Annotated in this window: 9 protein-coding genes and 1 tRNA gene; 4 read left to right on the forward strand and 6 right to left on the reverse strand. The window is 55.9% G+C overall.

All coding sequences use genetic code 11. From position 1 onward, the window contains the following. Positions 1–55: 55 nt before the first annotated feature. From Q4G72_RS08350 to Q4G72_RS08370, 5 genes are all read right to left on the reverse strand, one after another. Entirely contained in the window at positions 56–2908 is a 2853-nt protein-coding gene (locus Q4G72_RS08350; RefSeq protein WP_368408975.1) for a hybrid sensor histidine kinase/response regulator transcription factor, read from the reverse strand. Positions 2909–4203: 1295 nt separating this feature from the next. Further along, positions 4204–5100, reverse strand: a complete 897-nt coding sequence (locus Q4G72_RS08355) for a helix-turn-helix domain-containing protein (protein ID WP_303310965.1) — start codon at positions 5098–5100, stop codon at positions 4204–4206. Between the two features lie 96 nt (positions 5101–5196). After that, entirely contained in the window at positions 5197–6375 is a 1179-nt protein-coding gene (locus tag Q4G72_RS08360) for an aldo/keto reductase (protein WP_368408976.1), read from the reverse strand. 42 nt (positions 6376–6417) lie between these two features. Further along, a complete protein-coding gene (locus Q4G72_RS08365) occupies positions 6418–7281 on the reverse strand; it encodes an SDR family oxidoreductase (RefSeq protein ID WP_303310966.1) in 864 nt (287 codons plus the stop codon). A 472-nt stretch (positions 7282–7753) separates the two neighbouring features. Next, a tRNA-Arg gene (locus Q4G72_RS08370) sits at positions 7754–7825 on the reverse strand. 167 nt (positions 7826–7992) lie between these two features. Here Q4G72_RS08370 and Q4G72_RS08375 point away from each other — a divergent pair. After that, positions 7993–8439, forward strand: a complete 447-nt coding sequence (locus Q4G72_RS08375) for an organic hydroperoxide resistance protein (RefSeq protein ID WP_303310967.1) — start codon at positions 7993–7995, stop codon at positions 8437–8439. Between the two features lie 65 nt (positions 8440–8504). On the opposite strand, the gene sucC is transcribed toward Q4G72_RS08375, so the two are convergent. Beyond that, complete coding sequence (gene sucC / locus Q4G72_RS08380; protein ID WP_303310968.1) at positions 8505–9710, reverse strand: ADP-forming succinate--CoA ligase subunit beta; 1206 nt, start codon at positions 9708–9710, stop codon at positions 8505–8507. A gap of 457 nt (positions 9711–10167) precedes the next feature. Here sucC and Q4G72_RS08385 point away from each other — a divergent pair, with 457 nt between their 5' ends. The 3 genes from Q4G72_RS08385 to Q4G72_RS08395 all read left to right on the forward strand — a co-directional run bounded on the left by Q4G72_RS08385 (position 10168) and on the right by Q4G72_RS08395 (position 15909). Continuing rightward, the gene (locus tag Q4G72_RS08385) at positions 10168–13011 is read left to right on the forward strand and encodes an AMP-binding protein (protein WP_303310969.1); all 2844 of its coding nucleotides are present in this window, start codon (positions 10168–10170) and stop codon (positions 13009–13011) included. Between the two features lie 92 nt (positions 13012–13103). Further along, positions 13104–14969: an AMP-binding protein gene (locus Q4G72_RS08390; protein WP_303310970.1), complete on the forward strand. Its 1866-nt coding sequence runs from the start codon at positions 13104–13106 to the stop codon at positions 14967–14969. Then, positions 14941–15909: a hypothetical protein gene (locus Q4G72_RS08395; RefSeq protein WP_303310971.1), complete on the forward strand. Its 969-nt coding sequence runs from the start codon at positions 14941–14943 to the stop codon at positions 15907–15909. The genes Q4G72_RS08390 and Q4G72_RS08395 overlap by 29 nt, the downstream gene beginning before the upstream one ends. The last annotated feature ends 5 nt before the right edge of the window (positions 15910–15914 follow it).

Genomic DNA, 15914 nt, shown 5'->3' on the forward strand with positions numbered 1-15914 from the left:
ACCAGGCCTGTTACCAGCCTGGTTTCAATTTTATAACACCACTTTCGAGAATCTTTCAGTGATGCGGGGTAATGTGCAGCGTACGGAACTCGGAAGGAGAAATCTGATAACGGGTTTTAAAGCTGGTGGAGAAATAGGAGGGGGAAGAGAAGCCCAGCTCATAAGCTACATCGGTAATAGTGAGCGTGTCATCGAGCAGCAATTCGCGGGCTTTAGTCAGGCGGATGCTCTGGATGAAGTCCGTAACGCCGGTCCCCAACAGGGCCTTCACTTTGCGGTAAAGCTGCATGCGGGAAATACCCAGGCTGCGGGCTACATCTTCCACGCTTAGGTCAGAGCGCATCAGGTTAGCTTCCACAATGGCGGTCAGGTCGGCCAGGAATTTTTGGTCAGGGCTAGCGGCCGCTACCGTGGCCGTGTTAATGGACAGTTCCCGGCGGTAATGCTCCCGCTGGCGGGCACGGTTGGCCAGCAGGGTACGCACACTCTCCAGCAGGAAAGTAGGGTTAAAGGGCTTGGTCAGATACAGATCAGCACCGGCCTGCACGCCCTCCACTTGCTGCTCCGGGGCGGTACGGGCCGTGAGCAATACCACCGGAATGTGTGAGGTGCGCCAATCTTCCTTAAGCTTTGCTACTACTTCCAGCCCGCTCAGGCCTGGCATCATCACATCGCACACTATCAGGTCCGGAATCAGGTCAGTCGCCATCCGGAAGCCGGTGTGCCCATCCGTAGCAGTCTGCACCCGGAAATCGGTTTGCAGCTTCCGGGCCAGAAACTCGTTGACCTCGGCGTTATCCTCAATCACCAGCACCAGCGTTTCCCGGTCAGTGGCAATGGGCGTATCGGCGGGCAGTTCTGCTGGTAAAGCTTCCGGCTCATCCAGGGCCAATGTCATGGGCTCAATGAGCGTTGCGGAACGTAAGGCCTCCGGTAGCTCACGGGGCAGCGTTACCACAAACGTACTGCCCTTGCCCGGCTGACTGCTGAAGGTAAGCTGGCCCTGATGCAGACGGGTGAGCCCGAGCGCCAGCGCCAGGCCCATGCCTGAGCCCTTGGCCACCGCTCCCTGGTCGCCCTGATAAAACCACTCAAAAATGTGCGCCTTATCCTGCTCTGTAATGCCGCGCCCTGTGTCTTCCACACTTACTTGTAGCGCGCGTCCCTCATCGGCCGCCTGCACGCTGATGGTAATGTGGCCGTTGTCGGGTGTGAACTTCAGGGCGTTGCTGAGCAGGTTGAAGAACACCTTATCCAGAATATTCACGTCGAGCCAGGCTTTTAGCACCGGCTCGGCTGCCAGCATACGCAGTTGTACACCACGTAACCGGGCGGGCTTTTCAAAGGCATCTACAATTTCCCGCACAAAAGTGACCAGGTTTCCCTCTGTGGCGCGCACGGCCATCTTGCCAACTTCAATCTTCCGAAAATCCAGTAGCTGATTGACCAGTTGTAGCAACCGCTGGGTGTTGCGGCGTACCAGGCCCAAGTCATGCCGCTGCGCCGAGCTTAGGTTGGGACTGTGGGTCAGGAGTTCCTCAACCGGCCCCAAAATAAGGGTAAGGGGGGTGCGCAGCTCGTGCGAGAAGTTGGTAAAGAAGCGCAGCTTGGCCTCCGTATCAGTACGGGACTTGGCGGCCATGGCTTCCAGCTGATTACGCTGGCTGCTTATCTCCTCGTTCTGGCTGATTAACTGATGGTTGATAGCATCAATTTCTGCATTCTGCGCCGCCAGTTGGCGGTTGATCTGCCGGTTGCGGCGGGCCGAATACCAGGCAAAGGCGCCCAATACAGCTGCTCCCAATAGTGCCGCTGCCAGAATATACAGTACCGTTTGCTGACTGGCATAGGTGGCACGCAGGGTGTGTAGCAGGCCCTGCTGGCGCTCAATATCATGCTGCTGGCTGACCATTTTATCGGTCTGCTGCTGCATGGTGCGCACATTAGTGGAGTCGATGACCAATGTGCCGAGCGTGTTTTCCCGCTTGAAAGCCTGCTTATTAAGGATTTGCAGCGCTGTCCGAATGGCTTCCTCGCCGCCAGGCGAGTATAGAACGGAGGCACTCAATACTCCGCGCTCCACTAGGTCAATACCCTCACCGGGCCCCGCCATACCATCTACTCCAATCACCTTTACTCGCTTGGCTATGCCTAGCTGCTCACAGACCTCATGCGCGCCGCGGCCCATGGCATCATTATGAGCAAAAATCAAGGTTACTTCTGGGTGAGCCCGTAGCAGCTTGATGAGCTCCGGCTTCAGGGTCTTCTCTTTCCAGTTACCGGTTACCTGGCCTGCCAACTGCATTCCGGGATAGGCAGCCAGGGCCTGCACAAAGCCCTGGTGGCGCTCGGTAGTAGCTGAGGAACCGGGGGTGCCCAGCACTTCGGCCACGTGGCCATGCTGGTAAAGCAGCCGGGCGGCATAGCGGGCTGCCGTCTGGCCCACTTCCATATTGTCGCCGCCCACGTAGGCTGTATACCGGGGCGAGGCGGTGCGTCGGTCCAGCAGCACCACCGGAACACCCTGGTTAACGGCTTCCTCCACAGCCGGCGTTACCGGGCCAGATTCATAGGGCGAAACTATCAACAAATCAATGCCACCGCGCAGCAGTTCCCGGATTTGCTGCTGTTGGCGCTGGCTATTGTCCTGGGCATCCAGCATACGCAGCTGGGCTTCAGAATGAAAGCTCAATTCGCGCTTCATACCAGCCAGCATAGCCTCGCGCCAAGGCCCGGACGTGCTACACTGCGAAAACCCAATGCGGTAGGCGGGTTTCTTGACCGAATGAGAGCAACCAGTCAGCAGCCCCAGGCCAACCGTTAGAAAAAACAGCAGGCGAAGTACAACAGGGAAAGTCCTCCTCGAGCAATGCACGATAGGGGCGGGGGGGAATTCAGGGAACAACACGTTACCAAATATACCGGATACTTTGAAGAGGAATCAAATAAGAAGATTCTCTGAACAAAGAGACCTTTTCAAAACGAAAAACCCCATCTGCATTTCTACAAATGGGGTTTTATGGTCGCGCCAGAAGTCGAATCTATAATCTACCCTTTCCTCACTTGTCCCAAAGCCTTGAGACAGCTAGTAAGTGAATGTTATAAACAATTCATAAGCAAGAGTAGCAACGGAGTATAACAGCAATTTTGCCTCATATATTTCACTTTATACATAGAATAGCTCTACACTATCACCTTCCCGCTAAGTAGACGTACCACCTGACTAGTGATCCTCCATCAGCAGAATATTACTAAGTGCTGTCAGCCATTCAGGAGCAGCACTTGACAATCGGTCGTAGCACCCTCACCATTCACTCAACAAGATGCAGGGGAGAAGCCTGATGCAGGTTCCCAGAATGTTCTGATTATCGGATTAGCAGCTTCTTCAGGAAGACTGATGAATAGCTTAGAAACTACTCAAGTCAAACTGATTGTAAAAGCTCGCTTCTACCCAATTATGACTAATGAAGAGCCGAAAAATGGTTTCATCACTGGGGTGCAATTGCTTAATTGCTAGGCTTTTTTAGGTCAGGATCAGTGGAAATAGCAGATCCAACATTGACAATCTTGCTAAAACCATCAAGGATAAAAAGCCTGTGTCAATCGCAACACCTTGCTTCATTCACTTCGAATACTATTTCCCGTTAAAACGAGTAGTTAGGTCTTTAGTAAAAATCATAGCATCAATGGGTTAAATCCGCTGAATGCGTATTTGATCAGCTTGCCGATGAGCGTTCTTTGAGACTTATGGCGCTGAAAACCACAGGATGGACATTGTGTTGCGGTGCTGCTAAATTGCCCATAGCACGCGGGGCAGGTTACTAATGCCATAACTTGATTTGATTAATTGAAGATAAGATTGTACTCAATAATAACTCTTTTTTAGAATATAAACCAACCCTTATATAAAGCTGACAAAATTTTCTTGCCTTGAAGAGGAAGGTCAACGTTTTAATACAAACCAAAAATCAACATAACAAACTGAAATACAGATAATTATTTGGATTTGTAGTTGCGTTAGGAATTTTGCTTTTAACTAAAATATAATTCTATCCATTTAATATCCAACAAGTTGCAAAACGCCTTTACAGTCCAAGAACCCAATGGGGGCTTATTTGGGGCTTTTTCCAGATGCCGCCGTACTTCGCCCTGGTCATATCCCAAGGCCTCGATAACATCCCATAGCCGTTCCGTGGTAATTTTTCACGCCGCCTGACGAAAGGCTCGTGGCGTAGTGCCGGTGTGCTGCTTGAAGAAGCGGTGGAAGTAGGTGGCGTACTCGAAGCCGAGGCGGTCGGCAATGTCGCCCACACTCCAGTCGGTGTGGTGCAGGAGCAGTTTGGCCTCGCTGGTGAGGCGTTCGGCGATGTGGACTGTAGTGGGCTTACCAGTCACTTCCTTCACCGACCGGTTCAGGCTGTTGACGTGGATGGCCAGCCGGTCGGCATAGTCCTGCGCATTTTTCAGGAAGGGTTCATGGTATTCCTTGCTCACAGGAAACTGAATTTCCAGCAGGCTCATGAACAGGTTAGTGACGCGCTCCGCCGCATTGGTGGCAACGCCGGTATAGGGGCTGGCTGGCTGCAGGCGGGTCGCCTCGTGGACGATAAGCGAGAGCTGGTTGCGCAGCAGGTCGTCTTTGTGCTCATAATCGGTATCGAAGTCCCGACGCATGCGGGCAAACACCTCGCTCAGATAGCGCTGTTGCTCATCGTTGAGGTAGTACACCGGGTTGCCATCCACCCGGTAGAGCACCGACTCCTTGAGGCTGACGCCGCGCATAGCCGAATGCAAAAAGGGTTCGGTGAAGGCGCAGATGTAACCCTCCTGCTCACCTGTATCTTCGACTGGCTCCCACGAAAAAGGCACTAGGCGGTTGGTGAACACCAATGCGGGCTTATCGATGTGGTAGCTGCGGGTGGCGTAATGCAGCTCGTTGGCCCCTTTCAGCACCAGCACGCATTTGAATACATCACGCCGGTCGTAGTGCCCCAGCCCGCACTCGGCCTCCTGCATGGTCAGCACGGTGACTTCGCCGCCCCCAGAAGAAGGGAGCGGGAAGATGCCCGGCCGAGAAGAGGTAGGGAGGGGTACTGTCATGGGCTGCGGCAACGTCTTGGCTAGGGAAAGCGGCTGTTGTGGTCCTTTAACAGACGCAGCCCGGGGGCGTTTCGTTACGAACATGAGCGGAGCACGCTATACGGTTTGCACTTGCTGCATCTGCTGGGCATTCATGCGGCCCCGGTGCACCTTGATTTTGGCGAAACCGCTCTCCAACTCCTGCAGGTCGGCAGGCGTCAGCCGCACCTGGAGGGCACCGAGGTTCTCCTGAAGGTGGTCTAGGTTGCGGGTGCCCGGGATGGGCACAATAAAGGGCTTCTGCGCCAGCAGCCAGGCCAGGGAAATCTGGGCGGGCGTAGCGTTCTTCTTTTTTGCCAACTGGGTCAGCAGGTCCACTATGGGTCGGTTAGCGGCCAGGGCTTCCGGCGTAAACCGTTCGAACCCCGCACGCAGGTCGGTTTTCGGGTCGAGCTTCGTGCGGGCGTCGAGTTTGCCCGTCAGGTATCCCATGCCCACTGGGCCCCAGGGGACGAAACCAATGCCCAGTTCCTCGCAAGTCGCCAGCACGCCGTTATGCTCGGGGCTTCGTTCCATAAAGGAATACTCACTCTGCACGGCACTCACCGGCTGCACCGCATGCGCCCGGCGAATGGTGCGGGCGCTCGCCTCCGAGAGGCCGAAGTGCAACACCTTCCCGGCTTGGATGAGGTCTTTGATAGCACCCGCTACTTCTTCGATGGGCACATGGGGGTCCACCCGGTGCTGGTAGTACAGGTCAAGGCGGTCGGTGCGCAGGCGCTTCAGCGACTCCTCCACCACTTTGCGGATGTGTTCAGGGCGGCTATCGAGTCCGGTAGTGCCATCAATCTTGAACCCGAATTTACTGGCAATGACGACCTGGTCGCGGAACGGGGCCAGCGCTTCGCCCACCAGCGTTTCACTGGTATAGGGGCCGTACACTTCGGCCGTGTCGAAGAAGCGGACGCCTTGTTCGTAGGCGGTGCGAATAAGCTGGATACCCTGGTTTTTGTCCGCGGGCGGGCCGTAGTTGGCGCTGATGCTCATGCACCCTGCGCCTACTTCGGAGACGACAAGGGTACCTAATTTTCGGATTTTCATATCCTTGTTAGCGGTAGGGGGTACTTGGTTGCCCCCGTTGTGGCTGGTTGTTGACTGCTCTGAGCAGGCAACTAGTAACGCAGGCGCGACAGCTAAGCTGGCCCCGAGCAGGGCGGACTTGGTCACAAAGTCGCGGCGACTGAGGCTGCGGCTCGCACCGGCATGCCCTTCCGTGGACTGCATGTTCTTTTCCATAAACGGGGAGGTAGTTTGTTTGCGGATTGCGGCCAACCCGAGCTAGTTCTCGTGGCTGGTGTCGTTGGCCTCGTCGAAAGCCAGGGAGGACGACAACTCCCGGTAGGCGTTGGCTTGCTGCAGAAGCTCGCTAGCGACCTGCTCAGCGGTTGCCACAGCATCGGCACCAGCCAGAAAGCGGCGGGGCGGCGTTGGCTCCTGGGCAACGGTGAGCAGCGCCTGGGCGAGCTTGGCCGGGTCGCCGGGCTGTTGGCCGTTCGCACCCTTCCAGAACTGCATTTGTGCTTCCCGGCGCTCGTCGTAGTCGGTGATGGGCTGGTCGGCAAAATGGGTAGATTCCTCCGTGAGCAGCTCGGTGCGGAAGAAGCCCGGGTTGACCACCATGGTCGTAATGCCAAACGGGGCCACCTCAGCCTGCAGCGACTGCATCCAGCCTTCGAGACCGAACTTGGACGCGGCGTAGGCGGTGCCGAACTCAAAGCCCACGAGACCGGCCGTGGAGGAGATAGTCATAACCAGCCCCGCCCGCTGCTGGCGCAGCACGGGCAACGCAGCCCGCGTCACGTTCATCGGGCCGATAAGGCTGGTAGCCAGCTGCTGATTCATCTGCTCCGGCGTCAGCTCCTCAAAGAAGCCCGCGTAAAAATTGGCAGCGTTGTTCACCAGTACATCGAGGCGGCCAAACCGGTCTACGGCCACCTTCACGGCTGCTTCTGCGTCAGCCGCGCTGGTGATGTCCAGCTTCACTACCAAGAGGTCGTCGGCGGGGCCCAGGGCCTGGGCTACCTTATCCGGGTTGCGGCCGGTGGCCACGACAGCGTGACCAGCTGCTAGTGCTGCCTGGGCGATGTAGAGGCCCAACCCCCGGCCAGCGCCGGTAATCAGCCAAACTTGTTTGTTAGCCATAGTAATTGTCTGTGGTGTGGTAGCTTCCTTACTAGAAGCAATACAAAGGTCCGCAGCTCTGAGAGGGCAGCATAATACCAATCAAACCACTTTGTAGACAAATCAAACAACTACTAATAGGAGGGTAGAGGTGCAGGGCCTTCAGGGTATAAGGACTGGCCGCATTTTGAGGCGTAGGGGAAACGCAACGAGCGGGCCATGTGGTCCGCTCGGTTTGGGTTTAACACTTTTTACCCGCATTTTACCCGCTAACGCAGTCGCTGCCCCAGCTGGGCATGGCATTTAGGCTACTGTAAACACTACGACAAGTAAAGGGCAACAGCCAAGCAAACGCGAAATTCAAGTCATGCCAACTTAGGAAGTTTTGCGGCGGCGATGAATGTACGAGAGATGCGAAACGATAATACTGTGCCCCAGTCTGTACCCCATGAATGCAAAAACGCCCTTCCGATTGCACAGAGGGCGTTTTAAGTGGTCGCGCCAGGAATCGAACCTGGATCAAGAGCTTCGGAGACTCCTATACTATCCGTTGTACTACGCGACCGGGCGGGTAGGGGCGGCAAAACTAACAGAAAAATACCGTCCAACAAGCAGCCTGGTGGGGGTAAGTTTAGATTCTGTTCCGCATTAGGATGCGCAAAACAAGATAACCTTCCTAACTGGTAGCAGGTTAAGCCTTCATATCTACCCATTCTAATTAACCCTGCTCCTATGAAAAAGAATCTGTATACGGCCGAGTCAACGGCTACCGGCGGCCGTAGTGGCCAAGTGCGCTCAGAGGATGGCGTTATCAATATGGAAATGTCGGTACCCTCGGTATTGGGCGGGAAGAAGGGGGCAACCAACCCCGAGCAGCTGTTCGCGGCCGGCTATTCCTCCTGCTTTCAGCAGGCTTTACTGGTTATAGCCCAGAAGGAAGGAGAGCGGCTGGACCCCGCTAGCACCGTACAGTGCTCCGTAACGCTGTTTCAGGAAGGGGAAGGCTACGGGCTGAGCGCCATACTGGACGTTAGCCTGAAAGGCCTAAGCCATGAGCGGGCCTCGGAACTGGTGACCAAAGCGCATGAGATATGCCCTTACTCGGTAGGCACCCGGGGCAACATGGAAGTACAGTTGAAAGTAGATGGCGAGCCGGCTGCTGTAAAGGAGAAGGCCTAAAAAACCATAAAAAAAGCCCCCACCGAATTCCGGTGGGGGCTTTTTTGCTTTAGAAGCGGGGAGGCTTAAGCCAGGCCCTGCTCTGCCAGTACTTCTTTTACTTTCTGGGCAGCGTCCTTCAGCAATACGGCTGAGTACACTTTCAAACCAGACTCATCAATGATGCGGGCGCCTTCTTCAGCGTTGGTGCCCTGCAGACGTACGATGATCGGTACTTTGATGTCGCCGATGTTCTTGTAGGCTTCTACCACACCATTGGCCACCCGGTCGCAACGCACAATGCCACCGAAGATGTTGATGAGGATGGCTTTCACGTTCGGGTCCTTCAGGATGATGCGGAAGCCGGCTTCTACGGTCTGGGCGTTGGCTCCACCCCCTACGTCGAGGAAGTTGGCCGGCTCACCGCCGCTCAGCTTGATAATGTCCATAGTGGCCATGGCCAGACCCGCGCCGTTTACCATGCAGCCCACGTTGCCGTCCAGCTTCACATAGTTCAGGTTCGAGTTCGACGCTTCTACTTCCAAGGGGTCCTCTTCGTTCAGGTCGCGCAGGGCTACGAAGTCCTTATGACGGTAGAGGGCGTTTTCGTCGAGGGTTACTTTGGCGTCAACGGCCAGAATCTTGTTGTCCGAGGTCTTCAACACGGGGTTGATTTCGAACATAGCAGAATCGGTGTCGTCGTAGGCCTTGTACAGCGCCTGCACAAACTTCACCATCTCCTTATGGGCTTCACCTTCAAGGCCCAGGTTGAAGGCAATTTTGCGGGCCTGGAAAGCCTGCAGACCTACGCGGGGGTCTACATGCTCGCGGTGAATTTTCTCGGGGTGCGCTTCAGCTACCTCCTCAATGTCCATGCCGCCTTCGGTGGTATAGATGATGACGTTTTTGCCGGTAGCGCGGTCCAGCAGCACGCTCATGTAATATTCTTTGGGCTCAGCGGCACCGGGGTAGTACACGTCCTGGGCTACCAGCACTTTGTGCACCTTGCGGCCTTCGGGACCGGTTTGCTTGGTTACCAGCTGCATGCCGATGATCTGGCCGGCAATTTCCTTCACCTGCTCCAGGTTTTTGGCGAGTTTCACTCCGCCTCCTTTACCACGGCCACCGGCGTGAATCTGGGCCTTGATAACGTGCCAGCCGGTACCGGTTTCAGCGGTCAGCTTCTGGGCGGCTGCTACCGCTTCTTCGGGGGTGTCGGCGGTGTAGCCTTCCTGCACGCGCACGCCATAGCGCTTGAGGATTTCTTTACCCTGATACTCGTGAATGTTCATAGAGGGTCGGTTTGAAGGAAGATTCGGGTGGGATTTGCGGGGGCGAAAGTAGGGAATTATCAGCGGAGGGGGAAATAGGATATAATATCCAGGGTTTTTTCAGCCCCACGCTTCGCACAGGATAGTGCTGTGGTGGCATTTCGTTCCTTTAAACTCAATGCAAAAAAGCCCATTGGATATTTTTGGTTTGAGTGTGCAGCACCTGCTGCCATGCGAGAAAAGCTATAGTGGGCAGACAGACGCGGCTGGTTAATTCAACCTATTTTAATCAGTATATAGTATTATCAAACCTTAATATTTATATTTGAATAGTAATACGATTTACTTTTATTGTGAAAAATAATCGGTCTATTGTACTACAAGATAAGCGGGCTGTAAGTCGCCTCATTTAACTATTATGTCATTCCAAAATCCCGCAGGCATGCATTCCAGGCTTAAAGAATATACCTTCCATCCAATGCATACGCCGGAGCAGGCTCCGGCAACGGGCTGGCTGGCCCACGCCAGTGGCACTTTCGGCATGCCTATAGTGCATGATCTGATATTGGGTGACCAGCTTGACTGGCCTTTGCCGGAACTGATAGAGCCCAAAGCACGGGCCATACATGAAACCCTGCGCCAGCGCCTGCCAGCATATGATGAGTTTGTGCGGCGTAAAGGGCGGCGGCCCGTGTATGATGCTTACGTATGCTTTCAACCCTTTAATGAGGCCACCCGGGCGCTGCTGCCGTTCGTGCATATGCTGCGCCGGCAACTCCGCCCCGGCGACGTTATTCTGAATCTCTGGGACCGGTCGGGGTGGAATACCTCCTGGCTGGCGGGCCTGTTCCCGGAGCAGACTATTCTCACGGTGTGGGACGGTGACCGGGACGTGTTAGGCTATAAAGGCTATGCATACTGGCTAACCGGCACGCAGGCCCCGGCCAACGTGCAGCTGCTTTTCCAGGAGCTGAACAAGCCCCTGCCCCTCAACGACCACAGCGTGCGCCTGGTCATCGGTATGGATGTGCTGCACCGCTTCGAGCAGGCCCGGGTGCTGCGGGAGCTGATGCGGGTGGTTGCGCCCGATGGTGGCCTGCTCTTTCCGCATGTGCACCTCGCCAATAACGAGCCGGATCCTTACTTTGAGCGTGGCGGCCGCCTGCTGCATGGCCAGCAGTATATGCAATTCCTGGAGCCCCTGGCCCGGCAAACCAACCGCCAGGCGCTGGTGTATTCTGAGCCTGAGCTGTTTTACTTTAACGAACACAGTGGCTCCGATACCCCGGCACCAAAACCAAATCCTGCCACCGCCGACTATAACGGCCTGGTTGCCTTACTACCGGACACATGGACTGAAAAGCAGCCCATGCTGGAGCCCTATCTGGCTGTGGAAGAATCCACATGGGCCAGCTGCCGGCTCCTGATCAATTTCTTGCTGCACATTAACCCGCTAACCGGCCGGGTGGAATACCGCGCCGAGCGGTTTGGTGGCGCCGTGGGCCACTTACTAGAGCGGCACCCGGTATATCAGCAACATTTGGCAAGTGCCCATGGCTACCAACTGTCGGCAGAGGCACGCAGCGTGCTTTATTGGGCCGCCCGGCAATACACCGCCATCGAAATAGCCCAGCAGCTGGGGCGCTCTGTGGAAGAGCTAAGGCCGTTGCTGCGTGAGCTTAGCGCCCTGGATATTATTCAGTTAGTGCCTGTTAGTGCCCAAAGTCACCGGCTGCAGCATTTTCTGGCTTTTCAGGAATTTCAGGCCCCCAGGCCGGAGCACACCATTCCCCGGCTGTGGGCGCGGGCCCAGCAGCACTATGGAGAAGCCACGCTGCTCACGGCCCTGGAAGATGGAAGTAGCTTCAGCTACGCAGAGGCCGATGCCATTGTAACGGACATTCGGCAGGCCCTGCGCCGTAGCAGGATTTCTGCGGGCGATGCGGTGGCCATACATGCGCCGCTACATGCGGAGGTTTTGTTGCTGAGTTGGGCTTGTTGGCTGGAAGGCGCTGTAGTAGTACCCCTGAGCATGACGCTACCTGCTGCCACCGCTCAAACCATACTGGAGTCAGTTTCGCCAAAGCTTCTGTTAGTGGTAGCTGAAAAGCTAGCGGATTATGAGCCTATAGAAGTACCCAAGCTGGTGGTAGACACGGACGAGAGCAGTGAGCTGCCGCCGAATGCCCGGTGGTTTTCTGACTGGCTGAGCCTGGAGGAAGAGCCCGAAACAGGGGAACCTACTCCACCGACCATTACTCCTACAGATGTTGCGGCCATTTTATTTACCTCTGGCTCTACCGGGCTGCCGAAAGGAGTGCCGCTCACGCACGGGCAGTTATACCGCAGTGCCCGGCTGGTAACGGAAACTTTCGGGTGGGAAACCACCGACCGTTTCCTGGCCGTGGGCGACGCTGATGCTATGAGCGGCCTACGCAACGCGGCCCTGGCCCCACTGGAAGTGGGCGCCAGCGTCATTATCCCAACCGTTGCTCAGAAACAACACGCCTCCATGCTTGCGGAAGCAGTAGTAACCTCCCAGGCCACGTTGCTAGCCGCTAGCCCGGCGCTGCTGCGGCAATGGGTGCAGCTGGGGCGCCGCATTGGGACGGAACTGCGGAGCCTGCGCCTGGTGATGAGCACCGGCAGCCAGCTGACGCCTACGCTGCGCACCGACTTCCAGCAGGCGTTTAACCTCCCTATCGTTAATTATTACGGCCTCACGGAGACTACCGGCATATGCCTGGCCGAGCGCCCCGAGCAGGCGCAACCCACCGCCGATACCATAGGCTGGCCCGTGGGGTGCCTGGCGCAGATTGTGGATGATCAGGGCCAGCAGGTGGATCCAGGGCAGGAAGGGGAGCTGCGTATCTACAGTGATAACCTGATGCAGGGCCCGTACTATGGCCCCGGCAGCGCTACTCCTTCGCCGGTGCGGGAGGGCTGGCTATACACCGGCGACATAGCCGTGGCCAACCCGGATGGCAGCGTAACATTGCGCGGCCGCCGCACGGAGCTTATCAAGAATGCCTTAAGCGAAGTCGTGTATCCCTCCGAAATTGAAACGCATCTGCTGGCCCATGCCGCCGTGCACCAGGCCGCTGTGTGTGCCTTTCAGCGCCATGACACGGAACGCCTGGCTGCCTTTGTGACGCTGGGCCCCGGCCACGATGCTGCCCTGATAGTACCTCAGCTTCTGGCGCATCTCACGGCTCGGGTAGGGGAGCACAAAGTGCCATCTGTGGTGCAGGTACTGGATGCGCTGCCTTATTCCTCCAATGGGAAAGTGCTTAAAACCCAACTACTGGAGTTACTTCGCTGATTAAAAAGCAGCCGCTCAGCCTAACAGCGTGCCGGCTGGGCGGGCTCCATGCCACTTGCTAGTTATTACTGTTTCATCTGCACTGTATTTTGATGTCTACTCTTACTGCAACCCGTTGGGCCGATGTCGTCCAAACCGTAGCTCGCTTCAGTGAGCCCGCCCGCCAGAACGCCGCCTTTCTAGATCTGGGCAATCGTCGTATCACGTATCGTCAGCTCACGGAGCGCATTGCGCAGCTGGCTGGGGTCTTTGCCCGGCTTGGGCTTCAGGAAGGCGACCGGGTAGTGGTTTCGGTGGAGGATGAAGTGGAAACTGCCTTTATTTTCTGGGCGATGCTGCGCTATGGCCTCACCGCTATTCTACTGGACCCGGAAGTGAAGCCCGATCGGGCCCGCGCTATTATCCGCACGGCTGAGCCAGTGGCGTTCATTGCCGATGAGGCTTTTTTGCAGCGGCAGCAAATCGATGCAAAGCAGTATAAAGTACTTCCGGTGCGGCTGGAGGAAGCTCCTAAAGGGCAGCTTTTTCGGAAGCTACTGGGCCGCACCCAGTCATCGGCAGGAGCAAGCCAGACATATCCGGCCCTGCTGGCCCAGGAAAAGCCCGCCCCACTACCCACTGCCATCAGTCCCGATACGGTAGCCTATGTGCTGTTCACCTCCGGTACCACTTCCGATACGAAAGGGGTGCAGATTACGCACCGCAACCTGTTCAGCCACTTGCAGACACTGACAAACGTGTACGGGTTTGATGCCGATACGCGTCTGATGAACATCCTCCTGCTCTACCACGCCGATGGTATTATCCAAGGGCCAATTCTGGCGGGTTATAACGCGGCCGTCTGCATCCGGCCACTGCGCTTCGACCTGAGCAATATTGGCGCTCTGCTGGATGCCATTTACAAGTACCGGGTAACGCACCTGATAGCCGTGCCAGCTATGCTGGCGCTCATTCAGCGCTTTTCAGATGGCTACGAAGACAGCTTCCGCACCCCGGATTTTCGCTTTATCATTTCCGTTTCCTCGCATTTGGAAGAAGCCCTGTGGGGCGCTTTTGCCGTGCGCTTCGGCGTGCGTCTGGTGAACGTATATGGTCTCACGGAAACCGTGGCCGGTGGCCTGTTCTGCGGCCCTGGTGACGAAAGCTACCGCATTGGCACCGTGGGCAAGCCCGTGGACATGGAGGCCCGCATAGTGAATGAGTTTGATGAGGAGCTGGGAGATGAAACCGAGGGGGAGCTGCTGCTGCGCGGCGAAAATGTCATGCTGGCTTACCTCAATAATCCCACCGCTACCGCAGAAGTACTGATGCCGGATGGCTGGCTCCGCTCCGGCGACATAGCCATGCGCAGCACCGATGGTTATTACCGCATTACAGGTCGTAAGAAAAACATTATTGTTTCGGGTGGAGTCAACATTCACCCCGAGGAAATAACGGAGGTTCTGAACACGCACCCCGCTGTGGCCGAAGCGGTCAGCTTTGGCGTGGCCGATGAGGTATTCGGGGAAAAGCTAATTAGCTGCGTGGTTTTCAAAGAAGGAACTACGGCTACTGAGGTAGAGCTGACCAGCTACTGCCGCGAGCGGCTGGAAGAGAAGAAAGTACCTACCGTAATTCATTCATTGGATGAGTTGCCCAAAGGCTTGTCTGGAAAAGTGCAGCTGAAAGTAGTGCAGGAGCGGCTGGCAACGCACGTTGCGCAAGCCACCGCTAATGGCCCCGATTTTCGCACACTGGTGCGAGAGGCAGCTACGCATGCCTTCAAAGTACCAATGGAGCAGCTTCGTCCCGAGTCTAACTCGCGCAGCATGGCCGGCTGGGATTCCATGGCCCATCTGGACTTCATCGTACGGCTGGAAAAAGCCTTGGGAACGGAGTTTTCCACGGCAGAAATTATGGTCATGAACAGCTTACAAACCGCTGAAGACGTTGCGCGCAAGAAACTCGCCACCCGCTGAGCCAACACCCATCTGGGTATGGGTGTTGGCGTTAGGAATGCTCATGGGCATAGGAATTCTATATAAATGGGGATTTGTGCGTTCCGTAGCCTCCTATCACCAAGAGGTAGTGGTTGCTGCACGGCAGTTGTTGCAACGGGAGTGGCAGGCCCGGAAGGATAGTGTTACGCGGGTAGTTATTCTGGGTAGTTCACTTACCGGCACTGGCGTTATGCCCTCGGCGTACTTCACCCAAAAGACTAACGGCCGCTTCCGGGTAGTACGCCTTTTCCGCATCAGTGCCAATCTGGAGTCGTTTACCGACCGGGCGCCCATTTTGAAGTATTTGCAGGAGTATCCGCCGGACATCCTCTGTATTGAGGAAAACCTGCTCCTTACCAACATGAAAGATTGGTCCGAGCTTTCGCCGGATTCTTTCCTGCTAAATAATATAGCTCGCTACTCCTATCAACTGGTTAACCGCAGTAAGCAGAGACTAGGGTTCACGGAAAAGAATATTGATATAAATCGGCCCAGTTTTGCTATGCAGGATGTGGATTTTCCGGTACCCACTACTCCTCGCGATACGACGCACCTGGCCGATTGGGTGGCCGAAATTCAACAGCGGACAGTCCGCCCTTTTGCCCCGCTTCATCCTGTGCATCAGGTATTCCGGGCGCTCCAAAGGCAAGGGGTGCGCATTGTTTTGCTGCATTTTCCCCGGCCCGCCCCACTGGAAAAAGCTATTTATAGTGGTCGTAACGGTGATTCCCTGCGCTACCGGATTGCGCAATACCAGCGGGCCTACCAGGCCAGCTACTGGCATGAGCCCGGCTTCTATCACTTCCGGTATTTCTACGATAGAGCTCACATGAATTTCCAGGGCCGCGCCATCTACTCTGCCTGGCTGGCTAAAAAGCTGCGGCAGGAAACAAATCCTAAATTATTGACTGCCCGCTAACCAGC

It is taken from the genome of Hymenobacter sp. BT730, assembly GCF_030542105.1.
GTDB lineage: Bacteria > Bacteroidota > Bacteroidia > Cytophagales > Hymenobacteraceae > Hymenobacter.